Source organism: Bradyrhizobium semiaridum, assembly GCF_020329505.1.
In the GTDB taxonomy this organism is placed as follows: domain Bacteria; phylum Pseudomonadota; class Alphaproteobacteria; order Rhizobiales; family Xanthobacteraceae; genus Bradyrhizobium; species Bradyrhizobium semiaridum.
In genome coordinates, this window is record NZ_JAGKJJ010000023.1 from 82,072 (window position 1) to 94,964 (window position 12,893).

16 protein-coding genes are annotated in these 12,893 nt (G+C 65.0%); 5 read left to right on the plus strand and 11 right to left on the minus strand.

Annotated features, from left to right (window positions below):
* Positions 1-16: 16 nt before the first annotated feature.
* From J6500_RS23690 to J6500_RS23700, 3 genes are all read left to right on the plus strand, one after another.
* Positions 17-400 (plus strand): carboxymuconolactone decarboxylase family protein, encoded by a 384-nt coding sequence (locus J6500_RS23690; RefSeq protein WP_225715106.1) that lies wholly within the window; start codon positions 17-19, stop codon positions 398-400.
* Positions 401-527: 127 nt separating this feature from the next.
* Complete coding sequence (locus tag J6500_RS23695; RefSeq protein WP_225715107.1) at positions 528-1,439, plus strand: NAD(P)-dependent oxidoreductase; 912 nt, start codon at positions 528-530, stop codon at positions 1,437-1,439.
* A gap of 213 nt (positions 1,440-1,652) precedes the next feature.
* Positions 1,653-3,389, plus strand: a complete 1,737-nt coding sequence (locus tag J6500_RS23700; protein ID WP_225715108.1) for a tannase/feruloyl esterase family alpha/beta hydrolase — start codon at positions 1,653-1,655, stop codon at positions 3,387-3,389.
* A gap of 118 nt (positions 3,390-3,507) precedes the next feature.
* On the opposite strand, the gene lysA is transcribed toward J6500_RS23700, so the two are convergent.
* The 3 genes from lysA to argH form a co-directional block, all read right to left on the minus strand.
* On the minus strand, positions 3,508-4,773 hold the full coding sequence (lysA, locus tag J6500_RS23705) for a diaminopimelate decarboxylase (protein WP_225715109.1): 1,266 nt from the start codon (positions 4,771-4,773) through the stop codon (positions 3,508-3,510).
* 8 nt (positions 4,774-4,781) lie between these two features.
* Entirely contained in the window at positions 4,782-5,048 is a 267-nt protein-coding gene (gene lptM, locus J6500_RS23710; RefSeq protein WP_225715110.1) for an LPS translocon maturation chaperone LptM, read from the minus strand.
* Positions 5,049-5,139: 91 nt separating this feature from the next.
* Entirely contained in the window at positions 5,140-6,537 is a 1,398-nt protein-coding gene (argH, locus tag J6500_RS23715; protein ID WP_225715111.1) for an argininosuccinate lyase, read from the minus strand.
* A 119-nt stretch (positions 6,538-6,656) separates the two neighbouring features.
* Here argH and tlpA point away from each other — a divergent pair, with 119 nt between their 5' ends.
* Positions 6,657-7,337 carry a thiol:disulfide interchange protein TlpA gene (gene tlpA, locus J6500_RS23720; RefSeq protein ID WP_225715112.1) on the plus strand — a complete coding sequence of 227 codons (681 nt, stop codon included), beginning with the start codon at positions 6,657-6,659 and terminating at the stop codon, positions 7,335-7,337.
* On the opposite strand, the gene J6500_RS23725 is transcribed toward tlpA, so the two are convergent.
* The 3 genes from J6500_RS23725 to J6500_RS23735 are packed head-to-tail and all read right to left on the minus strand — an operon-like array spanning position 7,338 to position 8,384.
* Positions 7,338-7,526, minus strand: coding sequence for a putative motility protein (locus tag J6500_RS23725; RefSeq protein WP_225715113.1), 189 nt, complete (start codon positions 7,524-7,526; stop codon positions 7,338-7,340).
* 56 nt (positions 7,527-7,582) lie between these two features.
* Positions 7,583-7,798 carry a helix-turn-helix domain-containing protein gene (locus J6500_RS23730; RefSeq protein WP_225715114.1) on the minus strand — a complete coding sequence of 72 codons (216 nt, stop codon included), beginning with the start codon at positions 7,796-7,798 and terminating at the stop codon, positions 7,583-7,585.
* Between the two features lie 10 nt (positions 7,799-7,808).
* Positions 7,809-8,384 (minus strand): DUF2975 domain-containing protein, encoded by a 576-nt coding sequence (locus tag J6500_RS23735; RefSeq protein WP_225715115.1) that lies wholly within the window; start codon positions 8,382-8,384, stop codon positions 7,809-7,811.
* Between the two features lie 83 nt (positions 8,385-8,467).
* Here J6500_RS23735 and J6500_RS23740 point away from each other — a divergent pair, with 83 nt between their 5' ends.
* On the plus strand, positions 8,468-8,854 hold the full coding sequence (locus J6500_RS23740; RefSeq protein WP_225715116.1) for a chlorophyllide reductase: 387 nt from the start codon (positions 8,468-8,470) through the stop codon (positions 8,852-8,854).
* A gap of 73 nt (positions 8,855-8,927) precedes the next feature.
* Here J6500_RS23740 and J6500_RS23745 read toward each other — a convergent pair whose 3' ends face one another.
* From J6500_RS23745 to J6500_RS23765, 5 genes are all read right to left on the minus strand, one after another.
* Positions 8,928-9,809, minus strand: a complete 882-nt coding sequence (locus tag J6500_RS23745) for a 3-hydroxybutyryl-CoA dehydrogenase (RefSeq protein ID WP_225715117.1) — start codon at positions 9,807-9,809, stop codon at positions 8,928-8,930.
* Positions 9,810-10,020: 211 nt separating this feature from the next.
* Positions 10,021-10,971 (minus strand): electron transfer flavoprotein subunit alpha/FixB family protein, encoded by a 951-nt coding sequence (locus J6500_RS23750; RefSeq protein WP_225715118.1) that lies wholly within the window; start codon positions 10,969-10,971, stop codon positions 10,021-10,023.
* The gene (locus J6500_RS23755) at positions 10,971-11,720 is read right to left on the minus strand and encodes an electron transfer flavoprotein subunit beta/FixA family protein (RefSeq protein WP_016845285.1); all 750 of its coding nucleotides are present in this window, start codon (positions 11,718-11,720) and stop codon (positions 10,971-10,973) included. The genes J6500_RS23750 and J6500_RS23755 overlap by 1 nt, the downstream gene beginning before the upstream one ends.
* Before the next feature lie 117 nt (positions 11,721-11,837).
* Entirely contained in the window at positions 11,838-12,410 is a 573-nt protein-coding gene (locus J6500_RS23760) for a cob(I)yrinic acid a,c-diamide adenosyltransferase (RefSeq protein ID WP_225715119.1), read from the minus strand.
* 163 nt (positions 12,411-12,573) lie between these two features.
* On the minus strand, positions 12,574-12,768 hold the full coding sequence (locus J6500_RS23765; RefSeq protein ID WP_225715120.1) for a twin transmembrane helix small protein: 195 nt from the start codon (positions 12,766-12,768) through the stop codon (positions 12,574-12,576).
* Between the last annotated feature and the right edge of the window lie 125 nt (positions 12,769-12,893).

Here is a 12,893-nt window from a genome sequence, read left to right on the forward strand (position 1 = left end):
ACCTACGAGGGAACGTATGGACCAGAAAACGCACGACAAGGGCCTGGAGATCCGCAAGGCGGTGCTCGGCGAAGACTATGTCAACAACGCGCTGAAGAACTCGGACAGCTTCAACAAGCCGTTCCAGGAACTCGTCACCGAATATTGCTGGGGCGCGGTCTGGGGCCGCGAGGAGCTGCCGCGCAAGACCCGCAGCATGCTCAACCTCGCGATGATCGCGATCCTGAACCGGCCGCACGAATTGCGGGCGCACATCAAGGGCGCGCTGACCAACGGCGTTTCCCGCGATGAGATCCGCGAGATATTCATGCAGGCGGCGATCTATGCCGGCATCCCCTGCGGCGTCGACAGCTTCCGCATCGCGCGCGAGGTGTTCGCCGAACTCGACGGCAAGGCGTGAGGCAACCGCATCTGCATCAGCATTTGACGCCGTCATTGCGAGCGAAGCGAAGCAATCCATATTCCGCACGGGACAGCATGGATTGCTTCGTCGCTTCGCTCCTCGCAATGACGCAAGGAGAAACACCATGGAAATCGGATTCATCGGCCTCGGGAAGATGGGCTTCCCGATGGCGCGGCGGCTGATCGAGGCCGGCCACACGCTCACCGTGTTCGACACCCGCAAGGCCGCCGTCGACCAGCTCGTTGCGCTCGGCGCCGCGGCCGCGTCATCGCCGCAGGACATCGCCGACCGGGTCGAGACCGTGATGGCGAGCCTGCCCTCGCTGCAGGCCTCGCTCGACGTCGCGACCGGCGCAGGCGGCGTGATCGAGGGCAAGCGCGTCAGGCGCTTCATCGATCTCTCCACCGTCGGCTCGCAGATGGCGGTGAAGATCCACGACCTGCTCGCCGAGAAGAACATCGTGCAGATCGACAGCCCGGTCTCGGGCGGCGTCTCCGGCGCCGAGAAGGGCACGCTGGCGGTGATGGTGTCGGGCCCGAAGGCCGATTTCGATCTTGTCAAGCCGGCGCTCGACGTGATCGGCAAAGTGTTCTTCATCGGCACCAAGCCGGGCTCCGGCCAGACCATGAAGCTCGCCAACAATTTCCTTTCCGCGACCGCGATGGTGGCGACCTCGGAAGCCGTCGTGATGGGCGTGAAGTCCGGGCTCGATCCTGCCGTGATGATCGACGTGATCAATGCCGGCTCCGGATTGAACACCGCGAGCCGCGACAAGTTTCCGCGCGCGGTGCTGCCGCGCAGCTTCGACTTCGGCTTCGCCACCGGACTGATGGTGAAGGACGTGCGGCTCGCCGTCGAGGAGATGCGCTCGCTCGGGCTGTCGATGGAAGTCGCCGAGGCGGTCGGCCGGCTCTGGGAAGTCATCATCCGCGACCAGGGCCCGGAATCGGATTTCACCGCCGCGATCAAGCCGATCGAGAAGGCGGCGGGCGTGATCGTCGGCGGCGGCAAGGGCGGCGCGCACGCCGCGAAATGAAACGCGCAGCCCGGATGCAGCGCAGCGCAATCCGGGTTCGCTCTGATTGGCCGTCCCGGATCTCGCTTCGCTGCATCCGGGCTGCGCGTTCACGGCGCGATCAGACGCAACCATTCCGTGCGTTGCAGCGCGATACGCTCGCTATGCGCATTCACCCTTGAGTTGTCATCTCTGTCGGCTATCCTGCAATTATAAAAAATCAGGGAGGAGTGAATGAGGTGCCATCGACCTTTCGTCGGCGCGATCGTAGCCCTGTTTGCCGGCGTCGCGATCAACAGCACGCAAGCGGCGGCAACGCCGTGCACCAATCTGCAATCCTTGCAACTGCAGCACACGACCATCAATTCGGCGACCGACAATGATTCCGGAACCTTCGTCGCGCCCGGCAACCCACCGACGACGATCACGGGCCTGCCGCCGTTCTGCCGGGTCGTCGCGACGCTGATCCCGAGTTCGGATTCCAGCATCAAGGTCGAGGTCTGGTTGCCCAAGACCGGATGGAACGGCAGATTCCTCGGCACCGGCGGCGGTGGTTTCCAGGGCGTGATCACCTACGCCTCGCTCGCCAACGGCCTCAAGGGCGGCTTTGCGGCGACCAACAGCGATCTCGGCACCGGCTCCTCCGGATGCAATCCGCTGTTCTGCGGCTCGGCCGGCAACATGGGCAATCCGCTCGCCATTCAGTTCGGCGATCCGGCCGCGCCGTCGACCGGCCTGTTCGGGCATCCCGAGCGGATCAAGGATTTCGGCTACCGCGCAATTCACCTGATGACCGTGCGCGGCAAGGAGATCGTCAACGCGTTCTACGGCCAGCGCGCGCAACGGGCCTATTTCGCCGGCTGCTCCACCGGCGGACAGAACGCCCTGATGGAGGCGCAGCGCTTCCCCAACGACTATGACGGCATCCTGGCGGGCGCGCCGGCGTTCAACCGCACCCACCTGCACATGGCCGGGCTTTTCAGCTGGCAGAACGCGCATGCAAGCCCGGGCCGCTTCATCCAGGCCGGCCAGATGACGCTGGTCAATCAGGCCGTGCTCAAGCAGTGCGTCGGCCGTGACGGCGGCGCCAGCACCGATCAGTTCCTGACCGACCCGCGCGCCTGCCGCTTCGATCCGAAGATCCTGCTCTGCACCGGCGGCAAGGTGCCGCCCGCATGCCTGACTGCCGACCAGGTCACGACCATGCAGAAATACTACGCCGGCACCGTCGACCCGGTGAACGGCCAGCTGGTCAATCCGGGTTCGCAACGCGGCAACGAGACCGACGATGTGCTCGCACTCGGCCTCGCATTCCAGGAGCGGCTACCCGAGCCGGCCTTCGACGGCCTGTTCTACTGGGTGTTCGGACCGAGCTTCGGCTACCCGTCAAGCCCGGTCAGCTTTGCCAATTTCGACTTCCATCACGACATCAAGAAGGTCGACGATCAGCTCGCCGATGTGCTGAACGCGACCAGCACCGATCTCGGTGAATTCCGCGAGCATGGCGGCAAGCTCATCATGTATCACGGCTGGGCCGACCCGCTGATTCCCTCGCAGAGCAGCATCAACTACTTCAACGCGCTGGTCGGAAACGAGAACCGCGGGGTCCAGCAGGCCAGCTTCTTCCCCGGAGGCGGCAGCAACCCGGCGTTGCGGCGAACCCAGAGCTACGCGCGGCTGTTCATGGTGCCCGGGATGTACCATTGCTCCGGCGGACCCGGCCCGAACACGTTCGATGCGCTGACGCCGCTCGTGACCTGGGTCGAGACCGGCACACCGCCGGAAACCATCCTCGCGACCAAGTTCGTGGCCGATACGCCGCCCGCGGTGCAGATGACGCGGCCGCTCTGCGTCTTCCCGAAGGTGCCGAAATACAGCGGCAGCGGCGACGCCAGCAAGGCGGCGAATTTCGCCTGCGTCGTTCACGACGACGAGTTCAATCAGACGCCGGCACCGAAATACGGACCATGAGACGTGTGCGGCCCTGGCGAGCTTTTGGGTTCGTCGGCAGCCGCCAAACACCAAAATGGATGGTGTCGTCCCGGCGCAAGCCGGGACGACAGGGAGATTGCGGCGCAATCGCGCGCCCTCACAGCCAAGGCGCCGGCTTGTCCATCGCGATCAGCGCGTCGACGTCGATGCGCGGGCGGATCACGGCATACTGGTCGTCCTTGACCAGGACTTCCGGCACCAGCGGCCGCGTGTTGTAGGTGCCGGACTGCACGGCGCCATAGGCGCCGGCGGTCATGATGGCGAGGAGATCGCCGGCCTTCGGCTGCGGCAGCGAACGGTCGAGCGCGAGGTAGTCGCCGGTCTCGCAGACCGGGCCGACGACGTCGGCGATCATGGTCGGCGCACCCGGCGCGGGTTCACGCACCGGCAGGATATCATGATGCGCCTCGTACAGCGTCGGGCGGATCAGGTCGTTCATCGCGGCGTCGATGATGACGAAGTTCTTGGCATCGCCCGGCTTCACATAGATCACGCGGGTGACGAGGATGCCGGCATTGCCGACGATCATGCGGCCCGGCTCGAACATCAGCGTGCAGCCGAGATTGTGGGTGACGCGCTTGACCATCGCGGCATAGGCCGCTGGCACCGGCGGCGCAGCGCGATCCAGATGATAGGGAATGCCGAGGCCGCCGCCGAAATCGACATGCGAGATATCGTGGCCGTCGGCGCGCAGCTCCTGCACGAATTCGGCGAGCAGCCGGAAGGCGGCCTCCAGCGGGCCGAGATCGGTGATCTGGCTGCCGATATGCACGTCGGTGCCGGTCACCTTGATGCCCGGCAGCTTCGCCGCACGGGCATAGACCGCGCGCGCCCGCGCCAGCGGAATGCCGAACTTGTTCTCGGACTTGCCGGTCGAGATCTTGGCATGGGTGCCGGCGTCGACGTCGGGATTGACCCGCACCGAAATCCGCGCGGTGGTCTTCATCTCGACCGCGAGGCGCGACAGCAGTTCGAGCTCCGGCTCGGACTCGACGTTGATGCAGAGGATGTCGGCGGCGAGCGCGGCGCGCAGCTCGCCCTCGGTCTTGCCGACGCCCGAGAACAGGATCTTCGAGGGCGGAATGCCGGCCGCGAGCGCCCGCTTCAATTCGCCGCCCGACACCACGTCGGCGCCGGCGCCGAGCCTCGCCAGCGTGCGCAGCACCGATTGATTCGAATTCGCCTTCATGGCGTAGCAGACCAGCGTCTTCTCGCCGGCAAAGGCTTCGGTGAAGACACGGTAGTGGCGCTCGAGCGTCGCCGTCGAATAGCAATAGAACGGCGTGCCGACGGCTTCCGCCAGCTCAATGAGATTGACCGCCTCGGCGTGCAGCACGCCGTTGCGATAGTCGAAATGGTTCATGGGAGGATTTAATTACCGAGCAGCGGGTCGAGGATAAAGGACTTCTTGGCGCCTTTTGGCGCGCTCGGTCCGGCATCCGATCCGTAGGTCGGGTTGAATACGCTGGGCTGCGCCTGCCGCTCCACCTCGGTATCGCCGGGCGCCGCCGGCACGGCGTTCGCGGTCGGCGGCAGGTCGAGCGGTCCCTTGCGGCCGCAGGCGCCGAGCGCCAGCGCGCAAACGCTCAGCACAATGATGGCCCATCCCGACGGGGTGGGGCGATGCTTGCTAGTCACGACGAAATCCCCAATGCGGCGGCACCATACAAACATTGGCGCGCTCTGGCGAGCCCCGGACGGCGGCGAAATCACGACGAATTTTCCCCGTTCAGCCCAATTTTCGCTCTTTTTCCAGCCGCTTGGCCCAAGCCTTGGCCTGCGCCAGCACGTTCTTCGGCGCGGTGCCGCCGAACGAGGTGCGGCTTTTCACCGAGGATTCCACCGACAGCACCTTGAGTGCATCGGCGGTGATCTTGGGCTCGACCTCCTGCATCGCCTGCAGCGGTAATTCGTGCAGCGCGATGCCCTGCTGCGAGGCGAGGCCAACAATTCGCCCGGTCACATGGTGGGCGTCGCGGAACGGCATTTTCAGGGTGCGCACCAGCCAGTCGGCGAGATCGGTCGCGGTGGCGTAGCCCTCGCCGGCAGCGGCCTTCATCTTCGCCTCGTCGGGGACAAGGTCCTCGACCATGCCGGTCATGGCGCGGATCGCGAGCGAGAGCGCGGCAAAGGCCTCCATCGCGCCCTGCTTGTCCTCCTGCATGTCCTTTTGATAGGCGAGCGGCAGGCCTTTCATCACGATCAGGAGCGCGGTGAGCGCGCCGATCACGCGGCCGGTCTTGGCGCGCACCAGCTCGGCGGCGTCCGGGTTGCGCTTCTGCGGCATGATCGAGGAGCCGGTGGTGAACTTGTCGCTGAGCCTGACCAGGCCCACCAACGGCGAGGTCCAGATCACGATCTCCTCGGCGAAGCGCGACATGTGCACGGCGCAGATTGCGGCCGCCGACAGCGTCTCCAGCACGAAATCGCGGTCCGACACCGCATCGAGCGAATTCGCCATCGGGCGGTCGAAGCCGAGCGCCTTCGCCGTGGCGGTGCGATCGATCGGGAACGAAGTGCCGGCCAGTGCGGCTGCTCCCAGCGGCGATTCGTTCAGCCGCTTGCGCGCGTCGGCGAAGCGACCGCGGTCGCGCGAGGCCATCTCGACATAGGCCAGCAGATGGTGGCCGAAGGTCACCGGCTGCGCGGTCTGCAGATGCGTGAAGCCCGGCATCACGGTTCCGGCATGCTCCAGCGCGCGGGCGACCAGCGCCTGCTGGAACGCAGCCAGCGCCGCGTCCGTCTCGTCGATCGTGTCGCGGACGTAGAGGCGGAAGTCGGTGGCGACCTGGTCGTTACGCGAGCGCGCGGTGTGCAGCCGGCCGGCGGCGGGGCCGATCAGTTCGGACAGGCGGCTCTCGACATTCATATGGATGTCCTCGAGCGCGCGCTTGAAGTCGAAGCCGCCGTTGCCGATCTCTGACAAAATCGTGTCTAGACCTTTGCCGATATTTTTCGCATCAGCAGCCGTGATGATGCCTTGCGCGGCCAGCATCGCCGCATGGGCCTTGGACGCCGTGATGTCCTGGGCATAAAGGTGACGGTCGACATCGATGGAGACGTTGATTTCCTCCATGATGGCGTCGGGACGCTCCGAGAACCGGCCGCCCCACATCTTGTTGCTCATGACTTCTCGCTCACGACTTTGTATTGCAGGCCTGCTGTTTCTTCGGCGAAACAGCGTGGCGGTTCCGATCGTATTCCTAGCCACTGCTTAGCCATATCTGACCCAGGATGACAAACGATATGCCCGAGACGACCCCGCCCCCGCCGGCTGCCAAGCCAACCGCCGGATGGCGCATCCCGCTGGTGATCGGCGCGGTGCTGGCCGGGGCCGTGATCGGCTATCTCGGAGTCTCCAGCCTCAAGCGTGCCCCGAGCGGCGACATCGCCTGCAACGGCGCAGTCGACCTGGCCAGGAAGATCGCTCCGCTGGCCCATGGCGAAGTTGCAGCGCTGACCATGGCGACCACCCCTCTTCGCCTGCCTGACCTTGCCTTCGAGGACGCCAGCGGCCAGCCCAAGAAGCTCTCGGACTTCCGCGGCAAGACCCTGTTGGTCAACCTCTGGGCCACCTGGTGCGTGCCCTGCCGCAAGGAGATGCCGGCGCTGGACAGCCTGCAGACCAAGCTCGGCGGCAAGGATTTCGAGGTGGTGGCGATCAACATCGACACCCGCGACCCGGATAAGCCGAAGAATTTCCTGAAAGAGGCCAATCTGACCAGCCTCGGCTATTTCAGCGACCAAAAAGCCAAGGTGTTCCAGGATCTTAAGAACATAGGCAAGGCCTTGGGCATGCCCACTTCGGTGCTCGTCGACGGCAAGGGCTGCGAAATCGCCAACATCGCCGGCCCCGCCGAATGGGCGAGCGACGACGCGATCAAGCTGGTGAAGGCCGCCATGGCGCCAGCCGCGGCGGGGCTTTGATCAGGCGACGGCGTTGAGGTTGCCGCCGACGCCGGAGGCGAGGTTCGCGGTCGAGGGCGCGCCGAGCAGGGTCTGAACCGCAAATTTTTCCGCGTCGATGTTCTGCTTGGTGATCCGGGTCGCGATCTCGTTCTGCAGATTGCCCTGCTGCATCGACAGGATGCTCGTGACCATGCTCATCATGTCCATGCGCGGTACTCCCAGAACAGCGCACGACGTAGCGCGGGAAAGTTAATGCCGGGTAATCAGGCCGGCGCATCGTCTTCAAAGCGCAGGAGGTCGCCGGGCTGGCACTTCAGATAGGCGCAGATCCGCTCCAGCGTGTCGAACCGGACGCCCTTCACCTTGCCCTGCTTGAGCAGCGACAGATTGGCCTCGGTGATCCCGACATATTCGGCGAGTTCCTTGGATTTCACGTTGCGCTCGGCGAGCACCACGTTGAGCCGGACATGGATCGGCATCGCGCGCGCCTCAGACGAACTGGGCCTGCTCGTCAGCGATCGCATTGGCCTCGGCCATCACCCAGGCCGTCACCGCGATGAGGCCGGCGAACAGCAGGGCCAGCAGCGTCTCGGAGCCGAGACTGACGACGATCGCCTTGCCCTGCGCATAGGTCTGCCAGCTCAGCAGGATAGAGAGCAGCGCGCCTATCACCGGCTTCAGCAGCGTTGAGACCAGCATCGCGATCGCAAGATCGCGCAGCCGTGCGACATTCCCTGCGGTGAAGAAGTGACCTTGCGCGAACTGCAGGAAACAGCCGCGCACGCGCGACAGTCCCCAGATCAGACAGGCCAGCGGAAGCGCCGAGACTGTGAGACCTGCCATGCGGACTAGCGAGCCGATCGGATGGAATGCGATGCCGGTCAGCCCTGCATCGCGCAAGATCGCCTCACCCGGGGTCAGCACCCAATAGGCCAGCAGTCCGGCTGACAGCACCAGCGAGATGGCGGTACAGGCGGGGCTGAGGATACGGCTGACGGCGCGGATCCGCGCAAGGCGCGCGGGCCGGGCAGATTCGGAAAGTTCTGACGAGAGGGACGCGGGCATGCAGGGCCTCGAAGCTGTTGACGCAGTATTATTGTCCTACGATAATTAATATCTGTAAGTCAACGACCAAGGTGGGTGATATCATGCCCCTTCCTCCCCTGCTCGCCGCCACTGCCGTATTCAGCGGCGTTGTCCTCACGGCCACGATTGCCGCCGCTCAGCCTTCCACAGCGCGCGGCCAGATCTCGGTCGCGCAGGTCAGGGCCATGCTGGATCAGGCCCCGACCAATCCGACGGCGCGGCAGGTGCTGACCGCCTATCTCGGCGGCGCCGGCGAGACGGCGGGATGGCTGCTCGATGCCGCGCACGATCGCGGCGCGCCCCCCTGTGCGCGGCGGCTGACGCTCGACGCTCAGCAGGCGCGCGATGCGATCGCGGGCGCGGCGGGCACCGCCGCGACGGAGACGCCGGCCACGCCGTTGATTATCCGCGACATGCTGAAGCGCGCAGGCTGCCGGCTGACCGAGTGAGTGGAAGCGCGAGCGAAGCCCGGATGCAGCGAAGCGCAATCCGGGCTGCAAGCGCAGGACCGATTGAGCGCGCCTATCGCGTCGGGATCGGGCGGTCGCCGCGATAGTCGTAGAAGCCGCGCTGGGTCTTGCGGCCGAGCCAGCCGGCCTCGACGTATTTCACCAGCAGCGGACACGGCCGGTACTTGGAATCGGCGAGGCCCTCATGCAGCACCTGCATGATCGACAGACAGGTGTCGAGGCCGATGAAATCGGCTAGCTCGAGCGGGCCCATCGGATGGTGCGCGCCAAGCTTCATCGCGGCGTCGATCGCCTCGACATTGCCGACGCCCTCATAGAGCGTGTAGATCGCCTCGTTGATCATCGGCAGCAGGATGCGGTTGACGATGAAGGCCGGGAAATCCTCCGACACCGCGACCTGCTTGCCGAGCTTGCCGACGAACGCCTTCGCGGTGTCGAATGTCGTGTCGTCGGTGGCGATGCCGCGGATCAGTTCCACCAGCTCCATCACCGGCACCGGATTCATGAAGTGAATGCCGATGAATTTTTCGGGCCGGTCGGTCGACGCCGCAAGGCGGGTGATCGAGATCGACGACGAGTTCGAGGCCACGATCGCCTCCGGCTTCAGCACCGCGCAGACATCGTGGAAGATCTTGCGCTTGGTCTCTTCCTTCTCGACCGCGGTCTCGATCACGAGATCGCAATCCGCTAGCGCATCGAGGGTCTCGGCGGAGGTGATGCGGTCGAGCGCTTGCTTGCGCTCGGCATCGCTGATGCTTTTCCGGGCGACCTGACGGGTCAGGTTGCCGTTGATGGTCGCCAGCGCCGATTTCAGCCGGTCTGCGGACACGTCGTTGAGCACCACGTCGAAGCCGGCCAGCGCCGCCACATGCGCAATACCGTTGCCCATCTGGCCCGAACCGATCACGCCGACTTTCTTGATTGCCACCGTCATCCCTGTCATCCACCGGAACGGCGCGCACATCGCGCCTGCCCAATTCCAACGATACCCGAAAACGCGCCTGTCCGGGTGCCCAATCGCCGGAACGTGGCCTCTTTTGTTTGAGCACCGATCTCTACGGAAACCGCGCTCCGCTTTGCCGGATCAGGCCCTCGAAATAAAAAACACCGGCCGGAGCTTATCCATCCGGCCGGTGTCGTGTCGCTTACTTTCCGAGCTTGCCGAGCGCGTCGGTCAGCTCCGGAACCGCCTGGTAAAGGTCGGCGACCAGACCGTAATCGGCGACCTGGAAGATCGGTGCATCCTCATCCTTGTTGATGGCGACGATCACCTTGGAGTCCTTCATGCCGGCCAGATGCTGGATCGCGCCGGAGATGCCGACCGCGACATACAGCTCCGGGGCAACCACCTTGCCGGTCTGGCCGACCTGCCAGTCGTTCGGCGCATAGCCGGCATCGACCGCGGCGCGCGATGCGCCGACGCCGGCACCGAGCTTGTCGGCGAGCGGCTCGATATATTTGGCGAAGTTCTCGCGGCTCTGCATCGCGCGGCCGCCCGAGACGATGATCTTGGCCGAGGTCAGCTCCGGACGGTCGCTCTTGGCGACTTCCTCGCCGACGAACGTGGACAGGCCGGGATCGGCGGCCGATGCGGCGTTCTCGATCGCAGCGCTGCCGCCTTCACCGGCGGCGGCGAAGGTCGAGGTGCGCACGGTGATCACCTTCTTGGCGTCCTTCGACTTCACGGTCTGGATCGCGTTGCCGGCATAGATCGGCCGCTCGAACGTATCGGGCGCGACCACCTTGATGATCTCCGACACCTGCATCACGTCGAGCAATGCTGCGACGCGCGGCATCACGTTCTTGAAGCGCGAGGTCGCGGGCGCGACGAAGGCGTCATAGCCGCCGGCCAGCGCGACGATAAGTGCAGCCAGGGGCTCGGCCAAGTCGTGCTCGTAAGCGGGGCCTTCGGCAACGAGCACCTTGGTGACGCCGGCGAGCTTGCTTGCGGCTTCCGCCGCCGCCTTGGTGCCCTGGCCGCCGCCGGCGACCAGCACGTGGACGGCGCCGCCAAGCTGCGAAGCCGCGGTCAGCGCCTTGTTGGTGGCGTCCTTCAGGGTCTCGTGGTCGTGTTCAGCAATCAGCAGCGTCGTCATCAGAGAACCCCGGCTTCCGTCTTGAGCTTGTTTACGAGTTCGGCGACGTCCTTGACCTTGACGCCCGCCTTGCGGCCCGCCGGTTCCGCGGTCTTCAGCACTTCCAGACGCGGCGTCACGTCGACGCCGTAGTCGGCGACGCTCTTGTCGTCGATCGGCTTCTTCTTCGCCTTCATGATGTTGGGCAGCGACGCATAGCGCGGTTCGTTGAGGCGGAGGTCGGTGGTGACGATCGCCGGGCCCTTCAGCTTGATGGTCTGCAGGCCGCCGTCGACTTCGCGCGTGACCTTGAAGTCGCTTCCTTCGACCTCGAGCTTGGAGGCGAAGGTCGCCTGCGACCAGCCGAGCAGCGCGGCCAGCATCTGGCCGGTCTGGTTCGAGTCGTCGTCGATCGCCTGCTTGCCGAGAATGACGAGGCCGGGCTGCTCCGCCTCGACCACCGCCTTGAGGATCTTGGCGACGGCAAGCGGTTCGACGTTGCCCTCGGCCTTGACCAGGATGCCGCGGTCGGCGCCCATCGCAAGTCCGGTGCGGATGGTCTCGGAGGCCTGCGCCGGTCCGATCGACACCACCACCACTTCGGTCGCCTTGCCGGCTTCCTTCAGCCGCAGCGCTTCCTCGACGGCGATTTCGTCGAACGGGTTCATCGACATCTTGACGTTGGCGAGCTCCACGCCCGTCCCGTCGCTCTTGACGCGGACCTTGACGTTGTAGTCGACGACCCGCTTTACCGGCACAAGAACCTTCATCGATCCTCTTTCGCTTTGATTTTATGGGTTTCGGTTGGCTGGCGCGGAACCTAAAGGTCCCGCTACCCCCGGTCAACGCGCCCGGGCCAAAAATCCGTCCCCGGGATTTGAACCAGTTTAACGGTTCTGGCCCGGCACCCACAACACGTCTCCCGCCCCCTTGTCGTTCTGGAAGCGGCTGGCAACGAACAGGAAATCCGACAGGCGGTTCATATACTGGATGCCAGCCGCATTGACCTTTTCGTCGGGGCGGGCCGCGAGTTCCACCATGATGCGTTCCGCCCGGCGACATATGGTGCGGGCGAGATGCAGATATGCGGACGCGGCCGTGCCGCCGGGCAGCACGAACGAGGTCAGCGGCGCGAGCTGATCGTTCAGGCTGTCGATGTCGCGCTCGAGCCGTTCGACCTGGCTCGCCAAGACGCGCAGGCGCTCCGCCTTGCCCTCGCGCTCGGGCACCGCGAGGTCGGCGCCGAGATCGAACAGATCGTTCTGGATCCGCGCCAGCATCGCGTCGACGTCGGGGCTGCCGGTCAGATGCAGCCGCACCACGCCGATCGCCGCATTGGTCTCGTCGACGGTGCCATAGGCAGTGACGCGCAGATCGTATTTCGGCCGCCGCTCGCCGGAGCCGAGCGCGGTGCTGCCGTCATCGCCGGTGCGCGTGTAGATCCGATTGAGAACGACCATGACTGGCTCCGGTGTTCGTTTCTACCTCTCCCACAGGGAGAGGTCGCGAGCATCTTGCGAGCGGGTGAGGGGTTACAGTCTAATGATGGACCTCCCCTCCTCACCCGGATCGCCGATGGCGATCCGACCTCTCCCTATGGGAGAGGTGAAGAGTCTACCGCAACTATCGCCCCATCGCCCAGACCGCGAGCATCGCGATGACGATGGCGACGAACTGGAACAGAACGCGCAGCCGCATCAGCTTCTGCGAGGTGTTCGGCGAGCCGCCCCTCATCATGTTGATGAGGCCAAAGAGCAGCACCAGCGCCACGGCGCCAACTGCGAGGGGAAGGATGAACGTCGAGAGGGCAGTTGTCATCCCAGCTACATAACACCGCATCGTGCCGACTTCCACACAGGGCGGCGATGCAACCAACTGGCTTTTCGGCGCGTAATATCCGAAGCTGCACCGCTTCTCGGATCGAGCGGTTGTCGACAATGCCG

Bases quoted from the DNA above. Each gene is read 5' to 3' on its own strand.
- J6500_RS23765 (WP_225715120.1), bottom strand. From the start codon at position 12,768: ATGACAACTGCCCTCTCGACGTTCATCCTTCCCCTCGCAGTTGGCGCC.
- tlpA (WP_225715112.1), top strand. From the start codon at position 6,657: ATGCCCGAGACGACCCCGCCCCCGCCGGCTGCCAAGCCAACCGCCGGA.
- J6500_RS23760 (WP_225715119.1), bottom strand. From the start codon at position 12,410: ATGGTCGTTCTCAATCGGATCTACACGCGCACCGGCGATGACGGCAGC.
- J6500_RS23725 (WP_225715113.1), bottom strand. From the start codon at position 7,526: ATGGACATGATGAGCATGGTCACGAGCATCCTGTCGATGCAGCAGGGC.
- J6500_RS23695 (WP_225715107.1), top strand. From the start codon at position 528: ATGGAAATCGGATTCATCGGCCTCGGGAAGATGGGCTTCCCGATGGCG.
- J6500_RS23700 (WP_225715108.1), top strand. From the start codon at position 1,653: ATGAGGTGCCATCGACCTTTCGTCGGCGCGATCGTAGCCCTGTTTGCC.
- J6500_RS23690 (WP_225715106.1), top strand. From the start codon at position 17: ATGGACCAGAAAACGCACGACAAGGGCCTGGAGATCCGCAAGGCGGTG.
- J6500_RS23750 (WP_225715118.1), bottom strand. From the start codon at position 10,971: ATGACGACGCTGCTGATTGCTGAACACGACCACGAGACCCTGAAGGAC.
- J6500_RS23745 (WP_225715117.1), bottom strand. From the start codon at position 9,809: ATGACGGTGGCAATCAAGAAAGTCGGCGTGATCGGTTCGGGCCAGATG.
- argH (WP_225715111.1), bottom strand. From the start codon at position 6,537: ATGAGCAACAAGATGTGGGGCGGCCGGTTCTCGGAGCGTCCCGACGCC.
- J6500_RS23755 (WP_016845285.1), bottom strand. From the start codon at position 11,720: ATGAAGGTTCTTGTGCCGGTAAAGCGGGTCGTCGACTACAACGTCAAG.
- J6500_RS23740 (WP_225715116.1), top strand. From the start codon at position 8,468: ATGCCCCTTCCTCCCCTGCTCGCCGCCACTGCCGTATTCAGCGGCGTT.
- lysA (WP_225715109.1), bottom strand. From the start codon at position 4,773: ATGAACCATTTCGACTATCGCAACGGCGTGCTGCACGCCGAGGCGGTC.
- J6500_RS23735 (WP_225715115.1), bottom strand. From the start codon at position 8,384: ATGCCCGCGTCCCTCTCGTCAGAACTTTCCGAATCTGCCCGGCCCGCG.
- J6500_RS23730 (WP_225715114.1), bottom strand. From the start codon at position 7,798: ATGCCGATCCATGTCCGGCTCAACGTGGTGCTCGCCGAGCGCAACGTG.